Origin of the sequence: Lutibacter sp. HS1-25, from assembly GCF_004121075.1 — a bacterium.
Taxonomy (GTDB): Bacteria; Bacteroidota; Bacteroidia; order Flavobacteriales; family Flavobacteriaceae; genus Lutibacter.
The window spans coordinates 1-22,400 of sequence record NZ_RHLN01000031.1 but is presented as its reverse complement, the minus strand read 5'-3'; the positions used below and the strand labels follow the sequence as shown (position 1 = coordinate 22,400).

Genomic DNA, 22,400 nt, shown 5'->3' with positions numbered 1-22,400 from the left:
AGATTTAATCGCACCAGAACTTGATGGTATTATAGATGGAACAAGTACAAGTTTAAGATGGTCTGCAAGCGATGTGGACAATGATTCATTAACATTTGATGTGTATTTAGATACAGCTAGCACCCCTTTAACAAAAGTGTCTGAAAACCAAACAGCAACCACTTACAATGCTTCAAATTTAATTGCAGCAACTACCTACTATTTTAAAGTAGTTGTAAAAGATGGAAAAGGCGGAGAAACGATAGGTCAAGTTTGGAGTTTTAGTACAAAATAACTTAAAATAAACCTGTTAGGTGTAATTGCTAATAATAATTACACCTAATAGGTAATAAATTAATAATTCAATAATCGAATAAAAAATCATGCGAATTCTACTTTTAGGAGTGTTGTTATTATGTGTTCAATGTAAGTCAATCAATGAAAATGTTGAAATAAAAAAAAACCAGTCAGGCTCTGATTTTCAAAAGTTAAGTGAAGGATTTAAATCACCAGAAATGGTATATCACCCTGAAACTTGGTTTCATTTTAATGGTAATAATATTAGTAAAGAAGGGATAACGCTTGATCTTGAAGCAATAAAATATGCAGGAATTCAAGGGATTCATTTGTTTAGTAAAAACGGACGAACTTTTCCTGGAGTTAAGCAAATATTAGTTTTATCTCCTGAATGGGAAGATATGGTTCGTCACGCTGCTGATGAATGTAAACGTTTGGGATTAAAATTTACCATGCAAAATTGCCCAGGCTGGTCAATGACTGGCGGACCTTGGGTGCCTGTTGAAGAAGCACAAAGAGAAATTGTAGAAACGGTTTACCGATTAAAGGGTGGAGAGCAATTTAATGAAATTCTTTCAATAGATTCATTATATAAAACACCAGATTATGATTATAAAGATGTGCAAGTACTTGCATTTCCAACTCCAGAGGGTGATGATACAGAAAAACTCAATCCTTCAAAAATTGAAAGTAACAATACCATTGTACCTTGGGAAGACATCTTCAATCCTAATTCAAAAATCATTGTTACAGCCAAAACAACAATGCTTGATAAAGAACTTGACCAATATAGAGCTGAAGGAATTGCAAAAGTAGCTGAAAAAAGTACTTGGGTAAAAACCACATTTAAAAATCCAGTAACACTTCGTTCTTTAGATTTTCCACCATTGCGCCATATTATTACGGATTTACAATATCCAAGAGTTGATGTTACCATAAAAGTTGAAGCGCTTATTGAAAATACCCTAACAGAAATTGCGGCTATCAATATACCAGATGTTAATTGGAATGATAGACAAAAATACTTAACATTGGCAATTCCTGAAACAACTTCAAAAGAATTTGTTTTTACTTTTGAAGGAAGTCATGTTATTCAACCAGAATTTATTCATTTAACGTCAAAACCAAGGCTTCATAATCACGAAGCAAAAGCAGCCAAAACAATGCGTGGTATTAAAGATGAAATGAGGTACCATTATGCTGAAAACACCATTATTCCTGCTGATAAAATTTTGAATATTTCAGAAAAAATGTCTTCAAACGGAAAATTAACTTGGGATGTTCCGCAGGGAAATTGGACAGTCGTACGTTTTGGTCATATCAATATGAGACTTACCAATAAACCTGCAATGCCAGAATCTACAGGTTGGGAATCGAGTAAATTAGATAAAATTGCCATTGAAAACCATTTGCGAAATGGGATGATTGGTAAAATGATTAAAGATGGCGGTCCAATTGGCGATGGTAAATTAAATGGTTTGTTGATAGATAGTTGGGAAAGTCATGTGCCAACATGGACGATGAATTCTGAAGATATGTTTCAAGAATTTGAAAAGCGCCGTGGCTATAGTATGAAAAAATATTTACCAGCTACAATGGGTTATATCGTTGAAAGCCCAGAGGTAACCACGAAGTTTTTACGTGATATCCGCCAAACAATGGACGACGTTTATATTGATAACTTTTTTAGCCATTTTGCAACAGTTTCTCATGAAATGGGCGCCGAAGTTTATACAGAAGGAGCAGGTGGCGAAGTGTTACCAATTGACCCTATGCGTTATTACGGTGTAAGTGATATACCAATGACGGAGTTTTGGTATCCTAAAGCACCATCAAATCAAAATGAATATGCTAAGCCAGTATTCAATGCTGCTTCAGCAACACATTTGTATAACAAACCAAGGTTGGCTGCTGAAGCTTGTACGCAATTAGACGTAAAATGGAACGAGCATCCTTTTGATGTGAAATATTTAATTGATTATAATTTTACAAAAGGAATTAACCATTTGGTATTCCATACATTTTCTCATACCCCTCAAACCGATGTTGCTCCTGGTTCAAGCTTTGGTGGTAATATCGGTTTTCCATTTGTAAGAGCGCAAACTTGGTGGAAATATATGCCAGATTGGATTGATTTCTTATCGCGTAACCAATATATGTTGCAGCAAGGAAAATATGCTGCAGATGTACTTTGGTATTATGGAGATGATTTTGCACGTCCACCTTTTGATTTGGATTATTTTCCTAAAGGTTATCGTTTTGACTATTTAAATGAAGAAATATTACAAACTAAATTGTCGGTAAAAGACGGGAAAATCAATGTAAAAGATGCAGGTGATTACCGAATTATTTTACTTAGAGACGCTGATGAAATGTTGCTTTCAACTATTCAAAAGTTAAAAGAATTGGTGCTTCAAGGTGCTGTAATTGTTGGTAATAAACCTATGGAGTCTCCAAGTTTAATGGATGATGAAAACGATTTAAAAATGCTTAAATCAATTTCAGAAGAATTATGGGGAACAGAAAAAACAGGTGTTAAAAAAGTTGGTTTGGGTAAAGTATATTGGGGACAAACCATTGATGATGTTTTAAAAGCCGAAAGCATTGCGCCTGATGTAACAGTACCTGAAGGTTTACCAATTAATTGGATTCACCGCAAAACAGCCGATGCTGATATTTATTTTGTGAGTACTACAAGCAATAAGCCTTTAGATGTTTCATTAGGTTTTAGAGTTACTAATGCCTACCCTCAATTGTGGAATGCTTTTACAGGTGAACAGCAAGATGCAATGGTTTGGTCTCAACAAAACGAAAAAATCAATGTAGCCATTTCTTTAGATCCAAGTGGTAGTGCTTTTGTTGTTTTTCCAAAAGGAAATAAGCAACCATTTTCTTCAAAAGTTGAATTTGAAAATGAAACTATTTTAAGTGCTGAAAATGGTTGGTACAGAACTCATTTAGATACTAATTTTACAAGAGTTTCAAAAAAAGGAAACAATATATTGGCTTCAAAATCGGGTACATTTAAATTTTATGAAGGTAACAATGTAAAATCAATTAAAGTAACGGTAAATGAAACTTCACTTCAAAATAATTGGAAAGCCTCTTTTGAAAAAGGTTGGGATACACCAGAATCGATAGAGGTGCCGCAATTAAAATCGCTTACTAATTTTGACAATGAAGCTATACAACATTATTCAGGAACTGTAACGTATACCAAAGACTTCAATATAGATAATGTAAGTGAAAATATGAGTATTGATTTAGGTGAAGTAGCCAATATTACTGAAGTATGGTGCAATGGTAAAAAAGTAGCAACACGTTGGGCACCGCCTTACAGATTCGATTTAAGTGAAAGCTTAATTAAAGGAAAAAACACATTAGAAATCAAAGTAACCAATACTTGGAGAAATCAATTGATTTTAGACAATAAACGTTCAAAAGAAAATAAGAAATCCTGGACCACAAATCCACCAAAAGAGCAAGATACCAAACTGGACCAAGCTGGTTTAATTGGGCCGGTTAAGTTCATGACATATTCTAATAAATAATTGTATAATCAGTGATTTATTTGTTTGCTGAAGTTTTCTTATGGAAAGAAGTATATCATTCTTTTATCTTAAGATGCTATTAGAGTTTATATTTTGAAATAGAGATGCTGCACATGTTTAAATGGCCATTTTGAGATTTAAGTATCATTTTGTTAATCTCGATTAAAAGTGTATAAAATTGAAAATATGAATTGTTTAAAAAGATTAATAATTGAAAGAAAAGGATTGATTAAAGTGCTAACGGTTCTCTATTTTGGGAGTTGTCTTGTAAACCCTCTTGTTGCTCAGGAGTCAAAATCGTTTAGTTATACCAATAAGAACATTCCGGTTGAAGAACGTGTTGAGGATTTATTAAAACGAATGACCGTAGCGGAAAAAATTGCACAGATGCGAATTAGTAATCATCGTGTAAAACTTGATAATAACGACCGTCTTGTAATGCCTCAAGTTTTGGTTCAAAAACTCAAAAACGGCTATGGTGGTCATAAAAACCCTGGCGATAAATTAAGTCCCGAAAAGTGTGCGTTATTATGTAATCAGTTACAAAAATATACGATAGAAAATAGCCGATTACACATACCTATACTTTTTGTAGGTGAAGCTTACAAAGGTTTAGACGTAGAAGGTGGAACTATTTTTGAACGCGGAATTGGTCAAGCCTCATCTTGGAATACCGAGTTAGTGAAAAAGGTGTGGGATGTAATTGGTAAAGAAGCAAGGTTACGTGGCTATCACATGATACATTCTCCAGTCGCCGATCTTACACGAGATCCTCGTTTTGGTCGCATGAGCGAATCTTTTGGAGAAGATACTCATTTGGTTACAGAAATGATTGTAAATGCAATTCAAGGTGTACAGGGTGATAATAAAACCTTAACTACAACACATATTGGTGCCGTTGTAAAGCACTTTGCCGGTTACGGACAGGTTACAGGTGGAAGGAATTTTGCGTCTGTAGAAATGTCACAACGCACCATTAACGACGATGTTTTACCTCCATTCAAAGCAGCCGTACAACGTGCAAAAGTATTGGGTATTATGCCATCGCATAGCGACTTAAATGGTGTGCCTTGTCATGCAAATCCCGATTTACTTACCAAACTTTTACGCAACGAGTGGGGTTTTAAAGGTTATGTGGTGTCTGATGCCGAAGATGTGGCTCGGTTGGGCTTTTTTCATAAGGTAGCCGAAACTCCTGAAGAAGCAGTTGTGCTAGGACTAAAGGCAGGTGTTGATATTGATTTGTATAGTGAAATTGCCTATGCAAAATTACCTGAAATTCTGAAAACGCATCCCGAATTAGAAACCTACATAGATCGTTCGGTTAGAAATGTGTTGCGGACTAAATTTTTATTAGGTTTGTTTGATCAACCTTATATCGATATTGAAAAAACAAAAGCTGAAACGCATTCACAAAGTTCAATTTTATTATCTCAAAAGGCTGATATTGAATCTATTATTTTATTAAAAAATGAACAGAATATTTTACCACTTCAAACAGAAACCTTTCTTAAAATCGGATTGTTTGGCCCAGTAATGGATGAAAATACAAAGGCTGATTTTGAAAATGCAATAATAGGGAAAGTGCAATTTATTCAGGAAAATGGTTATGATCTTACTGATAATGTAAGAGAAAACCCGAAACTTACACCCCCAGCTGAATGTGAAGCGGGTATTGCTAAAATTGTTGAAATGGCAAAAACTACCAATTTAGCTATATTGTTTTTGGGTGGTGATGGTCAAACCGCACGTGAAGCCAATTTTTTTAATGTGATTGGCGACAGAGAAGATATTGAATTAGTGAGCATGCAAAATGAGTTGTTTGAGCGTGTAAAAGCCCTTGGCATTCCGGTAATAGTAGTGCTAAAACATAAACGTACAAATGCTATAGTGAAAATAGCAGAGCAAGCAAATGCTATTTTAGATACCTGGGACTTGGGAGAACAAGGTAATACAGCCATTGCTAAAATTCTTTTTGGATATGAAAATCCTTCTGGTAAATTAACGGTAACCATTCCTCGGTCAGTTGGTCAATTGCCCGCTTTTTATAGTCAAAAAGAGATCAATTATAAAAAACCTTATTTATTCAACTCTTCGGAACCCCTTTACCCATTTGGTTACGGATTGAGTTATACAAATTTCGAGTATGCTAATCTTACACTATCTGACAGTATTATTTCAAAAAAATCTAATTTGAAAGTTACTGTAGATGTGAGTAACGTGGGAAGTCGACAAGGAAAAGAAGTAGTACAATTATATATAAAAGATGATTATGGATCAGTAATTCGTCCAGTAAAAGAATTAAAAGCATTTCAAAAAATTAACTTAGCTGCAGGTGAAGTAAAAACTGTAACATTTGAGGTTACACCTGAAATGCTATCGTTTACTGGAATTGATATGCATAAAGTGGTAGAATCTGGATCTTTTGAATGTATGGTTGGTACCTCATCGCAAGAGTATTTGACAGCAAGTTTTAAAGTTGTTGACTAATGTTAGATTTAAGGATTATATGAAATTTCAGGTTACAAACCAACCAATAAATCAGCAATAAATTTAACCTGAAGCTTTGAAAGTATTATTTTAATTTAGAACCTTATTCTTAAGTGTTTGTTTTTTATCTTGAATGCAGCTGGTTGCTTTTTTAAAGCAACAAGTTTAACATCTTTGAGTCAGGATAAAGCAGGATAGTTTTGGTTTCATACTTTAGTACTTTCATTTTTAATATTTTTTATTACTCAGAAATACTTCATAAATGAAAAGACGCAATTTTATACAATTATCAACATTTGCAGGCTTAGGGTTAACCCTTCCTTTATCAGGGATATTTAATTCATGTGCAGCACATCCAGAACACTCATTAGAATTTAGAGAATTAACGTTCAATCTTTTAAAAGATTGGTGTGATGGTATGTTGAAGGTACAAATAATCAATCCGTCTAATTTAGAAGAGCACGGCGCATTAGGTTGTCCGTCTTGTTCGCATATTCACGGTAGATGTATGGATGCTGTATATCCTTTTTTATATATGGCTGATGTTACTGGAGATCAAAAATACATTGATGGTGCTATTTTGGTAATGAATTGGGCTGAAAATAATGTTTCTCAAGAAGATGGTAGTTGGACAGTAATACCTAACCCAAAATCTTGGAAAGGTATTTCAGTGTTTGGCGCCATTGCATTGGCAGAAGCATTGCATTACCACGGACACGTTTTAAGTGAAGAAATACGTACTGCTTGGACAGCGCGTTTAGCCAGCGTAGGGCAGTATATTTACGATACATTTACAATAGATTTTACAAATATAAATTACGGTGGTACAGCTATTTATGGATTGAATTTAATAGGTAATGTGCTTAATAATGAAGCTTTTATTGCAAAAAGTAAAACACTGGCAGAAGATGTAAAAGTTTATTTTACCAAAAATGATTATTTATTGTTTGGTGAATGTAAACCCGATTCTAAAAAATTAAGTAAAAAAGGTTTGCAAGGTGTAGATTTAGGATACAATGTTGAAGAAACATTGAATAGTATTGTAATGTATGCTTTAAAAGAAAATGATGAAGAGCTATTACAAATAGTAACAAAATCGCTAAATAGTCATTTAGAATTTATGTTGCCAGATGGAGCTTGGGATAATAGTTGGGGTACGCGCCAATATAAATGGAGTTATTGGGGAAGTCGTACTTGTGATGGTAGTCAGCCTGCTTTTGGTATGATGGCACATATCAATCCTGCTTTTGGAACCGCTGCTGTAAAAAATACCGAGTTATTAAAGCAATGTACAGCTAACGGATTGTTGCATGGCGGTCCGCATTATGTTTCGCATGGTATTGAGCCTTGTGTACATCATACTTTTGCACATGCAAAACCTTTAACAGCATTGTTAGATCATTGGGGTCATTTACCTGAAATAAATAAAAATACAGCTTTGCCAAGAACTACAGCCGATGGTGTAAAACATTTTGAAGATTTAGATGTTTCACTTTTTGCACGTGGAGATTGGAGAGGTACAGTAAGTGCTTATGATGCAGAATATCATTATAAATACGATTATCGTCAGGCTACTGGTGGCGCATTGGGTGTTTTGTATCATAATAAAGTAGGACTGTTATGTGCTGCAAGTATGGCTATTTATTATTTGGTCGAAAAAAACAATCAGCAACCACAACCAGGTGAAGATATTGCACTAACACCTAGAATAGAAACTTTTAAAAACGATGTTTGGTATACTAATTTATTTGATTTAGAAGCAAGTATAAAATCTTCTGATACAAACGGTGAAATTAAATTAGTTGCAAATACAATTATTAAAAATGAAGCGCGTGAAGCTGTAAGTGAAACGGCATCAGATTTTGAAATTGACTATAGCTGTGCTGCTGAAGAAATGAAAATTACTGTAAAAACAGACCAGCAAATTAACGAGGCTACAGCATTTGTATTGCCAATTATTTCACCAACTGGAGAAGTAGTAACTATTGTAAGTGAAAATGAAATTTCAATTCAAAAACCTGAAGGTTTGGTAACTGTAAAAGCCAATGTGCCTTTAAAAATAAAAGAAATTTCTGGTGAAAGAACTTTTAATATGGTTCCAGGAGCAGAAGCAATACCAATTGAAGCTTTTTTTACAAACGATAAAAACGAATTGAACATATCTATAACAGTGAGTTAATATGAACTAACTGTATAGAACGGTTTCATCAAGATTTTTAGTCAAACCTATTTTGTTTAGAAATCTTGTTGTCGAATATTTAAACTTAAACATTTTACAACAAACTATTTATAAAAAATTAACCAAACATTATGAAAACCCCTTCAAATTTTATTAAAAACTATCAGCTGCTACTAATGTTGTTGCTAATACTAAATTCGTTTACCAATGAAGTTACGGCACAAGTACAATTTTTAGACAGTACAGTTGTTACTAGAGATGCTTTTTATTTTTGGAAAGCCGATGACCCTAAACCGTATCATTATGCGGCTGCTATAAATCCTCATGGAAATTGTGCAAAGGTATCCAATGGGTATGTATTTTATACTTGGTATCGTGGGGGCTGGGCAGATAGAACTTTAATGGTTTCCCGAAAAAAGATAGGTGAAGGCAATTGGGTTCACGTGGCTTTGCCGGCAAAACTAAGTTTGGTAGGAGGAAAAGGTGATACGCATCTCACAACCAATATTGGTATTTGTCCCATAGATGGCACTGTTCATTTAATGTTTGATCACCACAACGAAAATCTGAATTATATACGATCTAAGAAAAACATTGCCTTTGGTCCTGATAGTGAGTTTACAGCAGCTAATTTTTTGCCACAACAAGATTATTTAATACCTGGAAAGGTAGTTGATGGAGTTACCTATCCTGATTTGTTTACTAACAACAATGGGGAGATGTATTTTGAAAGAAGGCTTGGTGCTGCTGTTGGAGGAAGTATAATAATGACTTATTACAATGGAGTTACTTGGTCTCCTGAAACTACCATTATACAAGGAACAGGAAATCAGGTAAGTCAAGGAGAGCGAAATTTTGCTTATGGCGAAGCGGTGCTAATTAATGGAAAATTCTATTATACCTATTCTGTTCGATGGGCAGAATCTCCTACGGCATTAAATGAAGGCGTTTATTTGATGGAACTTGGTACCAGAGTGGATAATAAAGCAACCAATGTAGCTGGTAAAAGTTACGACTTACCTATTATAGACCACAAACCATTTTTAATTGCCGACCCAAGAAGTGTTCCTGATGATGCAGGTTGGGCTGGTGGACCTCAAGTAGCTATTTCTCCTAAAAATGATATTTATTTATATCAAAGTCCCAAAAACACAACGCATTATAATTATTTGAAAAAGGCAGGTGAAACCCAGTTTACTGAAGATAGAGGTAAGGGGGGGTTAGGTATATTCTATGGAAATAGAATGTATAAATTTATCTCAAGTGGTGAGGATTTGGTAATTAGTAGTTGCTTGGCAGGAACTTATAACTGGCGTGAAGATTTCAGGATGACTGTTGGTTCACGTTTTAGAAAAAGTATCAAAATAATGGACAACGGAACTATTGTTGCTATTTACGGTGGAAAAGAAAATAGTGAAAAAATATCTATTTATTGTTATGTTTTCCAAATTGAAAAATCAGAATACACACCTCAAACCATTAATTTTGATGCGATTGCTCAAAAAACAGAAGGTGACGCAGACTTTACATTAAACGCAACTGCTACCTCAAATTTACCAGTCAATTTTATTTCTTCAAATAGAAATATTGCACGAATTGTAGACGGAAATAAAGTGAATATAGTAGGTGTTGGTACTTGTGATATTATAGCTCAACAAGCTGGAGATGGAACCTTTGACGCTGCTCCAGAAGTAACACAAACTTTAGTGGTAAATGCAAATATTAGTAAAACAAGTCAAACTATTAATTTCACCTTAGCTAAAACATTACATACTTGGGGTGATGCTGATCAAATATTGGAGGCTACTGCAACTTCAGGGTTGCCTGTAACTTACGAAAGTACCAATACTGAAGTTGCTATTATAGTAGATGGGAAATTACAGGTAAAACGTGCAGGTAAAACAACAATAAATGCATTACAAACGGGTGATGAGGTTTATAATGCAGCACCTATTGTGAGTCATGAATTTGAAGTTCCTATTCGTAATCAGGAAATTATTTTTAATAACATCCCTGAGGTTACCTCAGGAGATCCTGTATTTCAACTACAAGCAACAAGTAATAATCCAAATGCTAAGTTACGATTTGTATTGCCTAATAATCAAGTAGCAATTGTATGGAGTGATTATGTAACTCAAGTTTTAGGTGCTGGTAGTGCTACTATTACAGTTTCAGAAGAAGGTGATGAATATTTTACAGATGCTCAAGCTACAAAAACAATTACGGTGAAGCCTAAAACACATATTTTACCTACTGAAATTGAAGCAGAGTATTATACGACTAAAAGTGGTGTAAATGTAACGCGCTGGAGTAATTCTATATTTTACCTAAACAGTTGGGAAGTAAATGATTTTGCAGAATATACAGTTGATGTACCATCTGATGGTACGTACGAGGTTGAAGTATTTGCAGCTTCTCCGGGTTCTTCTAAAAGGCTCGACGTAAAAAGTGGCACTAATAAACTTGCAACTATAAATCTTACTGTAACACCTAGTCTTACCGTTTTTAAAAGTTCAAAGGCTAGCATAACCCTTCAAAAAGGAATTCAAAAATTAAAAATTGTAGGTGTAATAGGTGGTTTTAATTTTGATAAAATGAAAATCAGTTTGATTCAGGCTCCTGTAATTGATAAAGCTACCTTGTCCGGAGATTCGTTTAGATTACAAAATGTTGAAACAGGTAAATTTTTAAAATCTAATGGTGTAGAACTAATCACTAGTGATACGTGGAATGCCCCAGAAAATCTATGGACATTTGTAAAAACAACCTATAATGGTTTGGATTATTTTAATATTGATGGTGAGGCTTCTGGCGTAAATATATTGCGTGCAACGGGTTCGGGTTATTCTGCTGATCCTAATGCGGTAATCACTACTTCAAAAACTGCTCCTAGTTCAGATATTGATAAAATTTGGACAATACATTATAATGAAATTGAAGATACGTATAGATTTGAAGCTAGAGATATAAATACGTTTTTATACGTTGACCAAAATGGTAAAGCATATAACATGGCGGCTGATATTACGGATAATAGAAGTAAATGGAAAGCAATAGCCAAAAGTGTTACACTTGGAGTTAATGATGAAGATTTAAATCCGTCTTTTATTAAATTGTATCCCAATCCAGCTAAAAATGATTTTACCATAGCCTTTAAAGATTTAGATGAAGTTTCAGTTTATATATACGATATCTTAGGTAAATTAATTTATTCAAACTTTACCAATGAAAATAAATTATTGATTCCAAATAATGGCGCTTTTAAATCTGGAATCTACGTAGTAAAAGTGATGGCTAATAACAAATCATATTTTACAAAACTGGTAATACAGTAGGTAAAACAGCTATTTATTAAACAGTAATCTTTGTTAAGAATCTGTCTAAAAAGCTAATTTTTCGTCAACCTGAACTTGATTCAGGTTCTTATAATGATTGATTTCCAGTATGATGAGATTCTGAAATCGTAGATTCACGAATTCCTATTTAAAAAATAAGAAAGTGTGTGAGTAAATAAATTCAGAATGACGCGTTTAGATACTTTTTAGACAGCCTCTTTGTTTTTAAAGTAGAGAGTTGGGGTTATTTTTTTAAATTGTTTTACCACTTTTGTTTAAAAATATATGGTTGAATTTAATTCAAAAAACGAGTTGTACTTTGATTAAGATACTACTTTATTTACCATTCATAAGACCTGTTGGCATCCAATCTAATAAATATAAAAAGCAATACAGTAAAACCCCAAAGCGCTGAGCCACCATAACTAAAAAAGGGTAGAGGTATACCAATGGTAGGTAGCAACCCAATAACCATTCCTATGTTAATGGTAAAGTGCATAAAAAATATGGCGGCAATACTATGGCCGTAAACACGTGCAAATTTAGATTTTTGACGTTCGGCGATTTGAATAATTCTTAGGAAAAAAAATGTAAATATTACAATAACAATAGTACTTCCTAAAAATCCCCATTCTTCACCAACAATAGTAAAAATATAATCAGTTTGATTTTCAGGAACAAAATCACCTTGAGTTCTTTCTCCATCTAAAAAACCTTTTCCTGTAAATCCACCAGAAGCAATTGTGGTAATAGCTTGATTGGTATTGTAACCTATGTTTTTAGTGTCTGCGGTTTTTCCAAGTACAATATTAAAACGGTCTCTATGACGTTGTTCAAAAACGTGGTTAAAAACCAAATCAACACTAAAAATAAAAAGGGCAGCAACTAAATAAATTCCAACAATTTTTATCCACCCATTTTTAAAAGCTTTTTTTCTGTAGAAGATAAAATACATTAATATAAGTGCAAAAACCAAAAGTGAACCCAACCAAGTGTATAAGAACCCAAAATAGAGGGTAATAACAAATAAAAATGCAGCTATAAATCCAACAGTAATATAGTAAACAGGTAAACCTTCTCGGTATAATACAAATATAAATGCAGTGTATACCAATGCAGATCCAGGATCGGGTTGTAAAGTAATTAGTACAGCTGGTAAAAACAATATTACAAAGGCTTGTAATTGAGTGTTGAATTTTTTTAAATTAAATAATTTATCACTTACCAGTTTTGCAATTGCTAAGGCAGTTGCTGCTTTAGCAAACTCTGAGGGCTGAAGGCTAAAACCACCAAAATCGTACCATGAGGTAGCTCCATTTATATTTTTCCCTAAAATAAAAAGTCCGGCAAGAAAAAATAAACTGACTACATAAATAATTGAGGCATATTTTTCGTACAATTTTGCATCAATCAACAGAATAAAAATAATCAGCGGAAAACTAAGACCTATCCAAATAAGTTGTTTTCCATATTCAGTAGAAAGGTTAATTAATGCAGTATCATCTTCAATAAATGTAGTTGAATAGATATTTAACCAACCAATAAATATTAAAATCAGGTATAGAAGTACCAAGACCCAATCAATACCATGAAATATGTTCATTTTTTTGCTTCTCAACTTCTTACTTTTTTAATAATTGTTTGTCATATTCATCTTGAATACTACCAGTAAACATTCTTTCTTCAACTAGTGGTCTGTCTGTTTTACCTGTCAAATATTTTTCGATCATTAACGTAGCAATTGGACCAGCCCAACGTGATCCCCAATAACCATTTTCAACAAAAACAGCAATGGCTATTTTAGGGTTGTCTTTTGGCGCAAAAGCTATAAATATAGAGTGGTCTTGCCCATGTGGGTTTTCGGCGGTTCCAGTTTTTCCACAAATTTCAATACCTGGAACTCTAGACCAGTGCGCAGTACCGCTAGGATTTTCAACAACAGCAAATAAACCTTCAATAACTGGTTCAAAATGTTTTTTATCTATGGTTGTGTAATTAGGAATTGTAAATTTTTTATCTAACGGAACACCATCTATATGTTTTGCTATATGAGGTGTGTAATAAAAACCTCTATTTGCAACTGTTGCGGTCATATTTGCAAGCTGAATAGGAGTGGTTAATACTTCACCTTGCCCAATTGCATTTGAAATAGTTGCAGTAGACCTCCATCTTCCGTTTGGATAAACCCTGTTGTAATAATCTCCATCAGGAACATTTCCCTTTTGACCAACCGATAAATCGTTGTTTAAATAATTGCCTAAGCCAAAACTTTCTACATGTTTGTTCCAAACATTCATTCCATCATACGGTTTTTTGTATTTTTCAATTACTTTGCGGTAAGCATTTGCAAAATAGCTATTGCAAGATCTGTAAATGGCTATATTTAAATCTATTGGATATCCTGTTCCGCAGTGACATCTCATAATTGAACCAGCACCAGATCCATATCTATAACCGTGATGACAAGTTGTTGTGCTTGTTGTTGTAATTACACCTTCCTGTAAAGCTGTTAATGCTGAAATAATTTTAAAAGGTGAACCAGGAGGATACTGTGCCTGAAGTCCGCGATCTAATAGTGGACGGCTTACGCTATCTAAATATAATTTTGTAAAATTGGCTGATCGTTCTCTGCCAACCATTAAATTTGGGTCGTAAGTTGGCATAGATATTAAAGCTAAAATTTCACCTGTGGATGGTTCAATAGCTACAATACCACCTCTTTTATTGGCCATTAACGCTTCACCATATTGTTGTAATTTGCTGTCTATGGTTAGTGTAATGTCGTGTCCAGGAATGGGTAGTGTATCATAAGCACCATTTTTATATGAACCAATTTCTTTATTAAAACGATCACGTTGTATAAATTTGATACCTTTTTTACCACGTAAAGTTTCTTCGTAGGTTTTTTCAATACCTGCAGTTCCAATTAATTCACCCAATTGATAATAAGGATTTTTGGCAATCATACCTTCATTTACTTCACTAATATACCCTAATACATTTGGAGCAGATTTGATAGGATATTCTCTTAAAGATCTTTTTTGAATATAAAATCCTTTAAATTTATAGAGTTTTTCTTGTAAAGCGGCAAAATCAGATTTAGAAACTTGCGCTACAAATGTTGAAGGAATTCGGGTAGAATATCTTTTAGCTCTTTCAAATTTCTTCAAAAAATCTTCTTTTGTTATTTTAAGTAAATTACAAAATTCTAAAGTATCAAGCGGTTTAACTTCTCTAGGGATAATCATAATGTCGTACGACAATTGATTGGCTACCATTAAAATACCATTTCGGTCATAGATATAACCTCGCTCAGGATAATCGTAAGTAACTTTTACAGCAGAATTATTAAATGGATTCTGGTTATATTCATTGCTCAAAATCTGCAGAAAAAATAAGCGTACAATAAACACAAAACTTGTGATTATTATTATAAAAGACAACAATCCAATTCTTTTCATTTATTTCTTTTTAGTAAGTAATAATATACCTAAAATTATAATTAATACGGTAAAAAAACTTGTTAAAAGTGTGTTAGAAACAATCGATAAAAAGTTGTTAAAACTAAAATATGCAAAGCTAAATATGGTAAAATGATGAATAATTGTTAAAACTGAAATAAAGGCAATTGCTTTTCCAAATGGAACTGTTCTTATGTTGAATAGTAAAAAGTCAATATCGGATCGTTTTAAAACAATTTTTAAAATTGGGTATCTAATATATGCAATTAAAAGTGTAGCTGCGGCATTTATTCCTCCAGAATCGGAGAAAAAATCAACGCAAAGTCCTAAAGCAAAACTAACAATTAAAAACAAGCTAATGTTTTTTCGAAAAGGATATAAAAATATCCAAGCAATGTAAATTAGCGGATTTATAAATCCAAATAAATTGATATGATTAAATACAACTACTTGTAAAAGTACCAGGCCAATAAAACGGAAAATATTAATAAGTGTTAGATTATTCATTTACAGTTTTTTGTTCTAATTTAAGTTGTTCAATTTTTTCAAGATTTTTTACTACTTGAACATGTCCTATGGCGCTCATATCATTAAACAATGCAATGTTAATTTGGGTGTATTGATTGTTTTGAATCTTAAAATCTTTAATTACACCAACTAAAATACCTTCAGGAAACAATAAAGATTTACCACCAGTTATTATGGTATCTCCTTCTTTAATTAACGCTTGTCTTGGAATATCAGTTATTTGAGTAATATTGTAGTCTTTTCCGTTCCATACCAAAGTACCAAAGTGATTGCTATTTTTTAAGCGTACATTTATTTTAGATGAACTATTTAAAATAGATAAAATAGTAGCGTAATTTGCTGAGGTATTTTTAATTACACCAATAATTCCACGACCATTTATAACGCCTAATTCTGGTAATATTCCGTTGTTACTTCCTTTATTAATGGTTAAGAAATTGTTTAGTTTTGTGTAATTGTTATTTACAACTTTTGCTGAAGTGTATTCGTATTTTTGTGTATACATCGTATCCACAACTGTAGTAGTTACAATAGAGTTATCTATAACTCTTTTTTCTAACAGGTTTTTAAGGCGAATGTTTTCTTCAATTAAAAGTTGGTTGTCGGTTTTTAAATGAAAATATTCATTGATATTATTCATTTTTGTATAAAACCCACCTGTTACTGCATTTGCAGAGTTTACAAATTTACTTTTTTGATAAGAATGGTATTGAACTGTAAAATAAAAAGCAACAATTTGTAATATTAAAAACAGCAGAAAAAATCTGAATTTTTTAATAAAGTAAAGTAATTGCTGCATAATTTAAAAAATGTATTAATGTATTATTTCATTAATACATTTTTGAATTTATCTAAGTCTTTTAAAGCTGTTCCTGTTCCTCTAACAACGGCTCTTAAAGGATCTTCAGCAACGTAAACAGGTAAGTCTGTTTTTCTAGACAAACGTTTGTCTAAACCACGTAACATAGACCCACCACCAGCTAAATAAATACCTGTATTGTATATATCAGCAGCTAATTCTGGAGGTGTTTTTGAAAGCGTTTCCATAACAGCATCTTCAATTCTTAAAATTGATTTGTCCAATGCTTTTGATATTTCTCTGTATGAAACTTGTACTTGTTTTGGTTTTCCACTCAACAAATCACGTCCTTGTACCAACATGTCTTCTGGAGGTGTTTCTAAGTCTTCAGTTGCTGCACCTACCTGAATCTTGATTTTTTCAGCAGTACGTTCTCCAACATATAAATTATGTTGAGTTCTCATGTAATAAGCAATATCAGCAGTAAAAACGTCACCTGCAACTTTAACAGATTTATCGCAAACAATACCGCCTAATGCAATTACTGCAATTTCTGTAGTACCACCACCAATATCAATAATCATATTTCCTTTAGGTTCCATAATATCAATTCCAATACCAATAGCAGCGGCCATTGGTTCATGAATTAAATATATTTCTTTAGCATTCATATGCTCTGCAGAGTCTATTACTGCACGTTTTTCAACTTCAGTAATACCCGATGGAATACAAATAACCATTCTTAAAGATGGTGTAAAAAATTTCTTTTTAATCGACGGAATATTTTTAACAAACTCTTTAATCATTTGTTCCGAAGCTTCAAAGTCGGCAATTACACCATCTTTTAATGGTCTAATGGTTTTTATGTTTTCATGCGTTTTTCCTTGCATTAAACTAGCTTTATGACCAGTTGCAATTATTTTGCCAGTAGATCTATCTCTAGCAACAATAGAAGGAGCATCAACTACTACCTTACCATCATGTATGATTAAGGTGTTTGCAGTACCTAAATCAATGGCAATATCTTCAGTCATAAAGTCGAAAAAACTCATATATTATTTGTGTTTATTTAATTTTTAAATAGTTTAATTTTCAAAGTTACTAAAATTAGTGCTTGAAATGACGTGTTCCAGTAAATACCATTCCAATATTATTTTCATTACAATAATCTATGGATAACTGATCTTTAATTGAACCTCCTGGCTGAATAACTGCTTCAATTCCAGCTTTTCCAGCAATTTCTACACAGTCAGGAAATGGAAAAAATGCATCACTTGCCATAACTGCTCCTTTTAAATCAAAATTAAAGGTCTTGGCTTTTGTTATAGCTTGTTCTAAAGCATCAACTCTACTTGTTTGTCCTGTTCCACCAGCACATAATTGTTTGTTTTTTACTAAAATAATCGTATTTGATTTTGTGTGCTTACAAATTTTTGAGGCAAATAATAAATCTTCAATTTCAGCATCAGATACAATTCTATTGGTAACGTTTTTTAAACCCTCTTTAGTATCTGTAATGTTATTTGGGTCTTGAGCCAAAACTCCATTTAAAGCAGATCTGTAGCTAATATTTGGAAATTCAATGTCTTTTTGAATTAAGATAATTCTGTTTTTCTTGCTTTTTAAAATTTGCAATGCGCTTTCTGAGTATGATGGCGCAATTACAACTTCACAAAATAAACTGTTAATTTCTGTTGCTGTAGCCTCGTCAATTTCTTTGTTTGCAATTAAAACACCACCAAATGCCGATGTTGGATCACCAGCTAAAGCATCAATATAAGCTTGCGCTAAAGTGTCTCTTTGTGCAAAACCACAAGCGTTGTTGTGTTTTAAAATAGCAAATGTTGGTGCTTCGCCTTTAAACTCTTTTATTAAATTTACAGCTGCATCAACATCTAATAAGTTGTTAAATGAAAGTTCTTTACCGTGTAATTGCTCAAACAAATCTTCTAAATTTCCGTAGAAAAATCCTTTTTGATGTGGGTTTTCTCCATAACGCAATTGTTTAACCGTATCAAAACTTTGTCTAAAAGCAGGTTGATCATCATTCATATAATTAAAAATGGCAGTGTCATAATGACTTGAAACTGCAAATGATTTTGCTGCGAAATTTTTACGGTCTGCAATACTTGTAGATCCATTGTTTTTAGTAATTAAATCTAAAAACTCATCGTATTGACTCATAGATGATACACAAATAACATCTTTAAAGTTTTTTGCAGCAGCTCTAATTAATGAGATACCACCAATATCTATTTTTTCAATAATATCTTGTTCTGAAGCGCCACTTGCAACTGTTTTTTCAAACGGATATAAATCTACAATTACAATGTCAATTTCCGGAATTTCGTATTCTCCTAATTGTACTAAATCATTTTCATTTTCTCTACGAGCTAAAATTCCTCCAAAAACTTTTGGATGTAAAGTTTTAACTCTACCACCTAAAATTGATGGGTACGAAGTTAAATCTTCAACAGGTACAACGTTTATACCCAATTCTTTAATAAAATCTTCTGTTCCTCCGGTAGAGTAAATTGTGATTCCAAGTTCATTAAATTTTTGTACTATTGGTCCTAAACCATCTTTGTGAAATACCGAAATTAATGCGGATTTTGCTTTTTTTAAATTGTTCATGTGTTGAATTGTTGTAAGGGGCAAAGCTAATAATTATCAATAGTTTAAACAACACAAAACAAACGTAATTTTTATAAATATTTATTAATTTTTTATAAAAATCAAACACCTGTTTTATGGGGTTTTAAAATAGATTTAAAGTGAAGGTTTTACAGGTTTTTAATTTTTTTTTATAGTTACTCAATTTTAACAGAAATAACTGATGTTTTGTAAAATCTTATTTTTAAGCTTCTAAAATTTCGGCTACTTTTTTACATACGTATTCAAGTAAAATTTCGTCGTCTTTTGAAAAAGGATTAACGGTATGCGAATCAATATCTATTTGTCCAATATTTTTACCATTCACAAAAATTGGTATTACAATTTCGCTTTTTACTTTCCATCCGCAAGAAATATAATTTTCTTGAGCAGAAACATCGGGTACTACAAAATTTTGGTTACTTACTGCAACCTGACCGCAAATTCCTTTTCCAAATGGTATAATTGTATGTTCGGTTGGTTCGCCTGCAAATTCAGCTAGTTTAAGTTCTTTTTTATCACCGTTTTTAAAATAAAATCCTACCCAATCGTAATACGTTATGGCTTCTTTTAAGTAATCACAACATTTTTGAAGTTTTTCATAAACAGTTGCATCACTTGCAATAATATTGTTTATATAATTTTTATGTTGAAGAATAGTCATTTTAATTGTAGTTTTATGCAAAATTAAAATTCTTTTTTGGTGAAAAGTAATAAATTGATAGTTATATTTTTAATTAAGTTTTTTGGCACCTATGCCTTACTTTTTTTAATGTATTCGTACTATCTTAAAAATACTCAAAAAACAGGTGAAGTTTTTGCTTGTTCACCCATTACCAAAACAGTAGCTAAACAAACGGTTTTTATTTTAAATAATGTTGGTTATAATGCTAGGGTAGAGCAGCATACCAATGAAATTTCTATGAAATTATTTGTAAACAATGCATACATTTCTCGGGTAATTGAAGGTTGTAATGCCATAAGTATTATTATTTTATTCATTTCGTTTATTGTTGCATTTTCAAATAAATTTGTAATTACAGCACTATATATTTTATTTGGCAGCTTAATTATATACTTTGTAAATATTGTAAGAATTGCAATTATTTCCATCGCTTATTTTGAATTTCCGCAGTACGAAACAATTTTACACGATTTGGTTTTTCCGTCTATTATTTACGGAATCACATTTTTACTTTGGTTTATTTGGGTAAGACAATTTTCAAATTGGAAAAAATGAAAAAAAGTACTCGTATAATATCAATTATATTGTTGTTTGCAATGTTAATTGTAATTAGAGGTTTTGTTGCACCCCATCTTTACGACCCGTTAAACAATTATTTTAAAAATGATTATTTGTACACAAGTATTCCTAAAATACAATTTAGCACCTATCTATTACATGTGTTTTTTAGATACACATTAAACGCAGTTATTTCATTGGGTATTATTTTTCTCTTTTTTCAAAATAAAAAAACGCTTGTATTTGCAATTAAATTTTATGTCATTTCATTTGTGGTGTTGGTCGTATTTTTATACGCATTGCTAAATTTTAACCTTTCGCAAGATTATATGCTAATCTTTTATGTTAGACGTTTTTTAATTCACCCTTTATTTGTATTTATTTTATTGCCTGCATTTTATTATCAAAAACTGAAAGGAACAGCGTAAGCTTTCGACATAGCTTAAAAGATGTCATTAATTTTCCTATTTTTGACATACAATATAATTTAGAACTATTAATCAAAGTAAATTTTAAGAAACAATGAAAAAATCAATTTTAGTATTAGCTGCGCTATTTTCAGTTGCAGTAATGTTTACATCTTGTAAAGACAGCAAGAAAGAAGAAGTAAAAACAGAAGATGTTCATGAGCACGACGGTGAAGAAATGATGGCAGCTGGTGAAGTTTACCAATGCCCAATGGATTGTGAAAAAGGTAAAACTTACGCTGAGGAAGGTAAATGTCCTGTTTGTGAAATGGATTTAAAAGCTGTAGCTGGTGATACTGAAATGAAACATACAGCAAATTGCACTTGTAAAGAAGGTGGTGAATGTACTTGCGAAGGTGGAAAATGTCAATGTCAATCAGAAACTGCTTGCGCAAAATGCGAACCAGGTAATTGTACTTGTAAAAATGAAGCTTCAGCTACAAATTGCACAAAATGTGAACCAGGACAATGCACCTGTAAAGCAGAGGCTGTACCAGCTGAAAAAGCTGTTTGCGAAAAAAAGAAATGTTGTAATAACGCATAGTTAATACAAACTATTTTAAACTTAAAAGTCGTCTTAATTTTAGACGGCTTTTTTTTGCACCTATTTTTTAGGATCAAACTATGTGTTTTTTTAAAAGTGCAAACAAAAACTTGATTGTGGTTATAGAACTTTTTTTTCTAACTCAAAATTCTCATACTATAAATTAAAATTGTTTGGGCGTTACCCACAAGGGGTCAGGCTATCCGCTATATCTTTTTTGCAATTTCACTGCGTTACATTGCAAAAAAGGATGCCGCTGCTATCCTTAACGCGTGTTTTAATTCATATAAACCATTGCTATTGTAAGTGTCAAATTATTCAATTGCCCATTAAAAAAGTAAATAGTTTAATAGATATGTGGTGTTTTTTAGGATCATTCTCAAAAGTTGTGTGTGAATTGAATTAAAATTATGATTTTTGTTTAAAAAATAAATTTTGGACAATTATCTAGACTTACTAAAACTCATACTCCCTGAGTTTTTAATCAACCACTTCTATCTGGTAAAGAACACCAAAAACGGTGAAGTAATGCATCTTTATTTTGAAGAGCGAAATATACCTCCAAAAGAGCAGGTTTCCAAAGTTCTAATAGCGCACGGTTTTCACAAAGAAGTAACAATCCAAGATTTTCCATTACGTGGAAACACGGTCTATCTACACATAAAACGACGTAGATGGCTGGACAAAACAACCAAGGAAGTTATTCAAAGAGATTGGAACTTAGTAGCACAGGGAACACGGATGACCACCGAGTTTGCTGCTTTTTTAAAAGAAATTAGTCAATACTAAGGCTTCTGATTGCCATACCATCGGCAGTTTCTATGGAGTTAATGGTAAAAAACTACAACGACAATATAAAGACTACTTAAGCGATT

Annotated in this window: 16 protein-coding genes; 9 read left to right on the top strand and 7 right to left on the bottom strand. The window is 32.5% G+C overall.

Annotated features, from left to right (window positions below; translation table 11 throughout):
* From EC396_RS10680 to EC396_RS10660, 5 genes are all read left to right on the top strand, one after another.
* The coding region (locus tag EC396_RS10680) for a fibronectin type III domain-containing protein (protein WP_164975247.1) at window positions 1–274 on the top strand (274 nt) is incomplete at its 5' end.
* Window positions 275–362: 88 nt separating this feature from the next.
* Entirely contained in the window at window positions 363–3,827 is a 3,465-nt protein-coding gene (locus tag EC396_RS10675; RefSeq protein ID WP_129366688.1) for a glycosyl hydrolase, read from the top strand.
* A gap of 186 nt (window positions 3,828–4,013) precedes the next feature.
* Window positions 4,014–6,317: a glycoside hydrolase family 3 N-terminal domain-containing protein gene (locus tag EC396_RS10670; RefSeq protein ID WP_129366687.1), complete on the top strand. Its 2,304-nt coding sequence runs from the start codon at window positions 4,014–4,016 to the stop codon at window positions 6,315–6,317.
* A 262-nt stretch (window positions 6,318–6,579) separates the two neighbouring features.
* Complete coding sequence (locus EC396_RS10665) at window positions 6,580–8,496, top strand: hypothetical protein (RefSeq protein ID WP_129366686.1); 1,917 nt, start codon at window positions 6,580–6,582, stop codon at window positions 8,494–8,496.
* 131 nt (window positions 8,497–8,627) lie between these two features.
* The gene (locus EC396_RS10660; RefSeq protein WP_129366685.1) at window positions 8,628–11,831 is read left to right on the top strand and encodes a BNR-4 repeat-containing protein; all 3,204 of its coding nucleotides are present in this window, start codon (window positions 8,628–8,630) and stop codon (window positions 11,829–11,831) included.
* 340 nt (window positions 11,832–12,171) lie between these two features.
* Here EC396_RS10660 and rodA read toward each other — a convergent pair whose 3' ends face one another.
* The 7 genes from rodA to EC396_RS10625 form a co-directional block, all read right to left on the bottom strand.
* The gene (rodA, locus tag EC396_RS10655; RefSeq protein ID WP_129366684.1) at window positions 12,172–13,434 is read right to left on the bottom strand and encodes a rod shape-determining protein RodA; all 1,263 of its coding nucleotides are present in this window, start codon (window positions 13,432–13,434) and stop codon (window positions 12,172–12,174) included.
* Window positions 13,435–13,453: 19 nt separating this feature from the next.
* Window positions 13,454–15,292: a penicillin-binding protein 2 gene (gene mrdA, locus EC396_RS10650; RefSeq protein ID WP_129366683.1), complete on the bottom strand. Its 1,839-nt coding sequence runs from the start codon at window positions 15,290–15,292 to the stop codon at window positions 13,454–13,456.
* Complete coding sequence (mreD, locus tag EC396_RS10645) at window positions 15,293–15,799, bottom strand: rod shape-determining protein MreD (protein ID WP_129366682.1); 507 nt, start codon at window positions 15,797–15,799, stop codon at window positions 15,293–15,295.
* On the bottom strand, window positions 15,792–16,619 hold the full coding sequence (mreC, locus tag EC396_RS10640) for a rod shape-determining protein MreC (protein WP_129366681.1): 828 nt from the start codon (window positions 16,617–16,619) through the stop codon (window positions 15,792–15,794). Before mreC ends, mreD begins: the two co-directional genes overlap by 8 nt.
* Window positions 16,620–16,642: 23 nt before the next feature.
* Complete coding sequence (locus EC396_RS10635) at window positions 16,643–17,671, bottom strand: rod shape-determining protein (RefSeq protein ID WP_129366680.1); 1,029 nt, start codon at window positions 17,669–17,671, stop codon at window positions 16,643–16,645.
* A gap of 55 nt (window positions 17,672–17,726) precedes the next feature.
* Window positions 17,727–19,253 carry a bifunctional phosphoribosylaminoimidazolecarboxamide formyltransferase/IMP cyclohydrolase gene (gene purH / locus EC396_RS10630; RefSeq protein ID WP_129366679.1) on the bottom strand — a complete coding sequence of 509 codons (1,527 nt, stop codon included), beginning with the start codon at window positions 19,251–19,253 and terminating at the stop codon, window positions 17,727–17,729.
* 223 nt (window positions 19,254–19,476) lie between these two features.
* Window positions 19,477–19,935: a GAF domain-containing protein gene (locus tag EC396_RS10625; protein WP_129366678.1), complete on the bottom strand. Its 459-nt coding sequence runs from the start codon at window positions 19,933–19,935 to the stop codon at window positions 19,477–19,479.
* 39 nt (window positions 19,936–19,974) lie between these two features.
* Between EC396_RS10625 and xrtF the strand changes: the two genes are divergently transcribed.
* The 4 genes from xrtF (at window position 19,975) to EC396_RS10605 (ending at window position 22,314) form a co-directional block, all read left to right on the top strand.
* Complete coding sequence (gene xrtF, locus EC396_RS10620; protein WP_129366677.1) at window positions 19,975–20,511, top strand: exosortase family protein XrtF; 537 nt, start codon at window positions 19,975–19,977, stop codon at window positions 20,509–20,511.
* Window positions 20,508–20,942: an exosortase F system-associated protein gene (locus EC396_RS10615; protein WP_129366676.1), complete on the top strand. Its 435-nt coding sequence runs from the start codon at window positions 20,508–20,510 to the stop codon at window positions 20,940–20,942. Before xrtF ends, EC396_RS10615 begins: the two co-directional genes overlap by 4 nt.
* A gap of 94 nt (window positions 20,943–21,036) precedes the next feature.
* Window positions 21,037–21,525 (top strand): heavy metal-binding domain-containing protein, encoded by a 489-nt coding sequence (locus EC396_RS10610; protein WP_129366675.1) that lies wholly within the window; start codon window positions 21,037–21,039, stop codon window positions 21,523–21,525.
* 435 nt (window positions 21,526–21,960) lie between these two features.
* Window positions 21,961–22,314: a transposase family protein gene (locus tag EC396_RS10605; RefSeq protein ID WP_129365076.1), complete on the top strand. Its 354-nt coding sequence runs from the start codon at window positions 21,961–21,963 to the stop codon at window positions 22,312–22,314.
* Window positions 22,315–22,400: the final 86 nt, after the last annotated feature.

Coding starts and splice junctions, on each gene's coding strand:
- EC396_RS10675 (WP_129366688.1), top strand. CDS start 363: ATGCGAATTCTACTTTTAGGAGTGTTGTTATTATGTGTTCAATGTAAG.
- EC396_RS10670 (WP_129366687.1), top strand. CDS start 4,014: ATGAATTGTTTAAAAAGATTAATAATTGAAAGAAAAGGATTGATTAAA.
- EC396_RS10665 (WP_129366686.1), top strand. CDS start 6,580: ATGAAAAGACGCAATTTTATACAATTATCAACATTTGCAGGCTTAGGG.
- EC396_RS10660 (WP_129366685.1), top strand. CDS start 8,628: ATGAAAACCCCTTCAAATTTTATTAAAAACTATCAGCTGCTACTAATG.
- rodA (WP_129366684.1), bottom strand. CDS start 13,434: ATGAACATATTTCATGGTATTGATTGGGTCTTGGTACTTCTATACCTG.
- mrdA (WP_129366683.1), bottom strand. CDS start 15,292: ATGAAAAGAATTGGATTGTTGTCTTTTATAATAATAATCACAAGTTTT.
- mreD (WP_129366682.1), bottom strand. CDS start 15,799: ATGAATAATCTAACACTTATTAATATTTTCCGTTTTATTGGCCTGGTA.
- mreC (WP_129366681.1), bottom strand. CDS start 16,619: ATGCAGCAATTACTTTACTTTATTAAAAAATTCAGATTTTTTCTGCTG.
- EC396_RS10635 (WP_129366680.1), bottom strand. CDS start 17,671: ATGAGTTTTTTCGACTTTATGACTGAAGATATTGCCATTGATTTAGGT.
- purH (WP_129366679.1), bottom strand. CDS start 19,253: ATGAACAATTTAAAAAAAGCAAAATCCGCATTAATTTCGGTATTTCAC.
- EC396_RS10625 (WP_129366678.1), bottom strand. CDS start 19,935: ATGACTATTCTTCAACATAAAAATTATATAAACAATATTATTGCAAGT.
- EC396_RS10615 (WP_129366676.1), top strand. CDS start 20,508: ATGAAAAAAAGTACTCGTATAATATCAATTATATTGTTGTTTGCAATG.
- EC396_RS10610 (WP_129366675.1), top strand. CDS start 21,037: ATGAAAAAATCAATTTTAGTATTAGCTGCGCTATTTTCAGTTGCAGTA.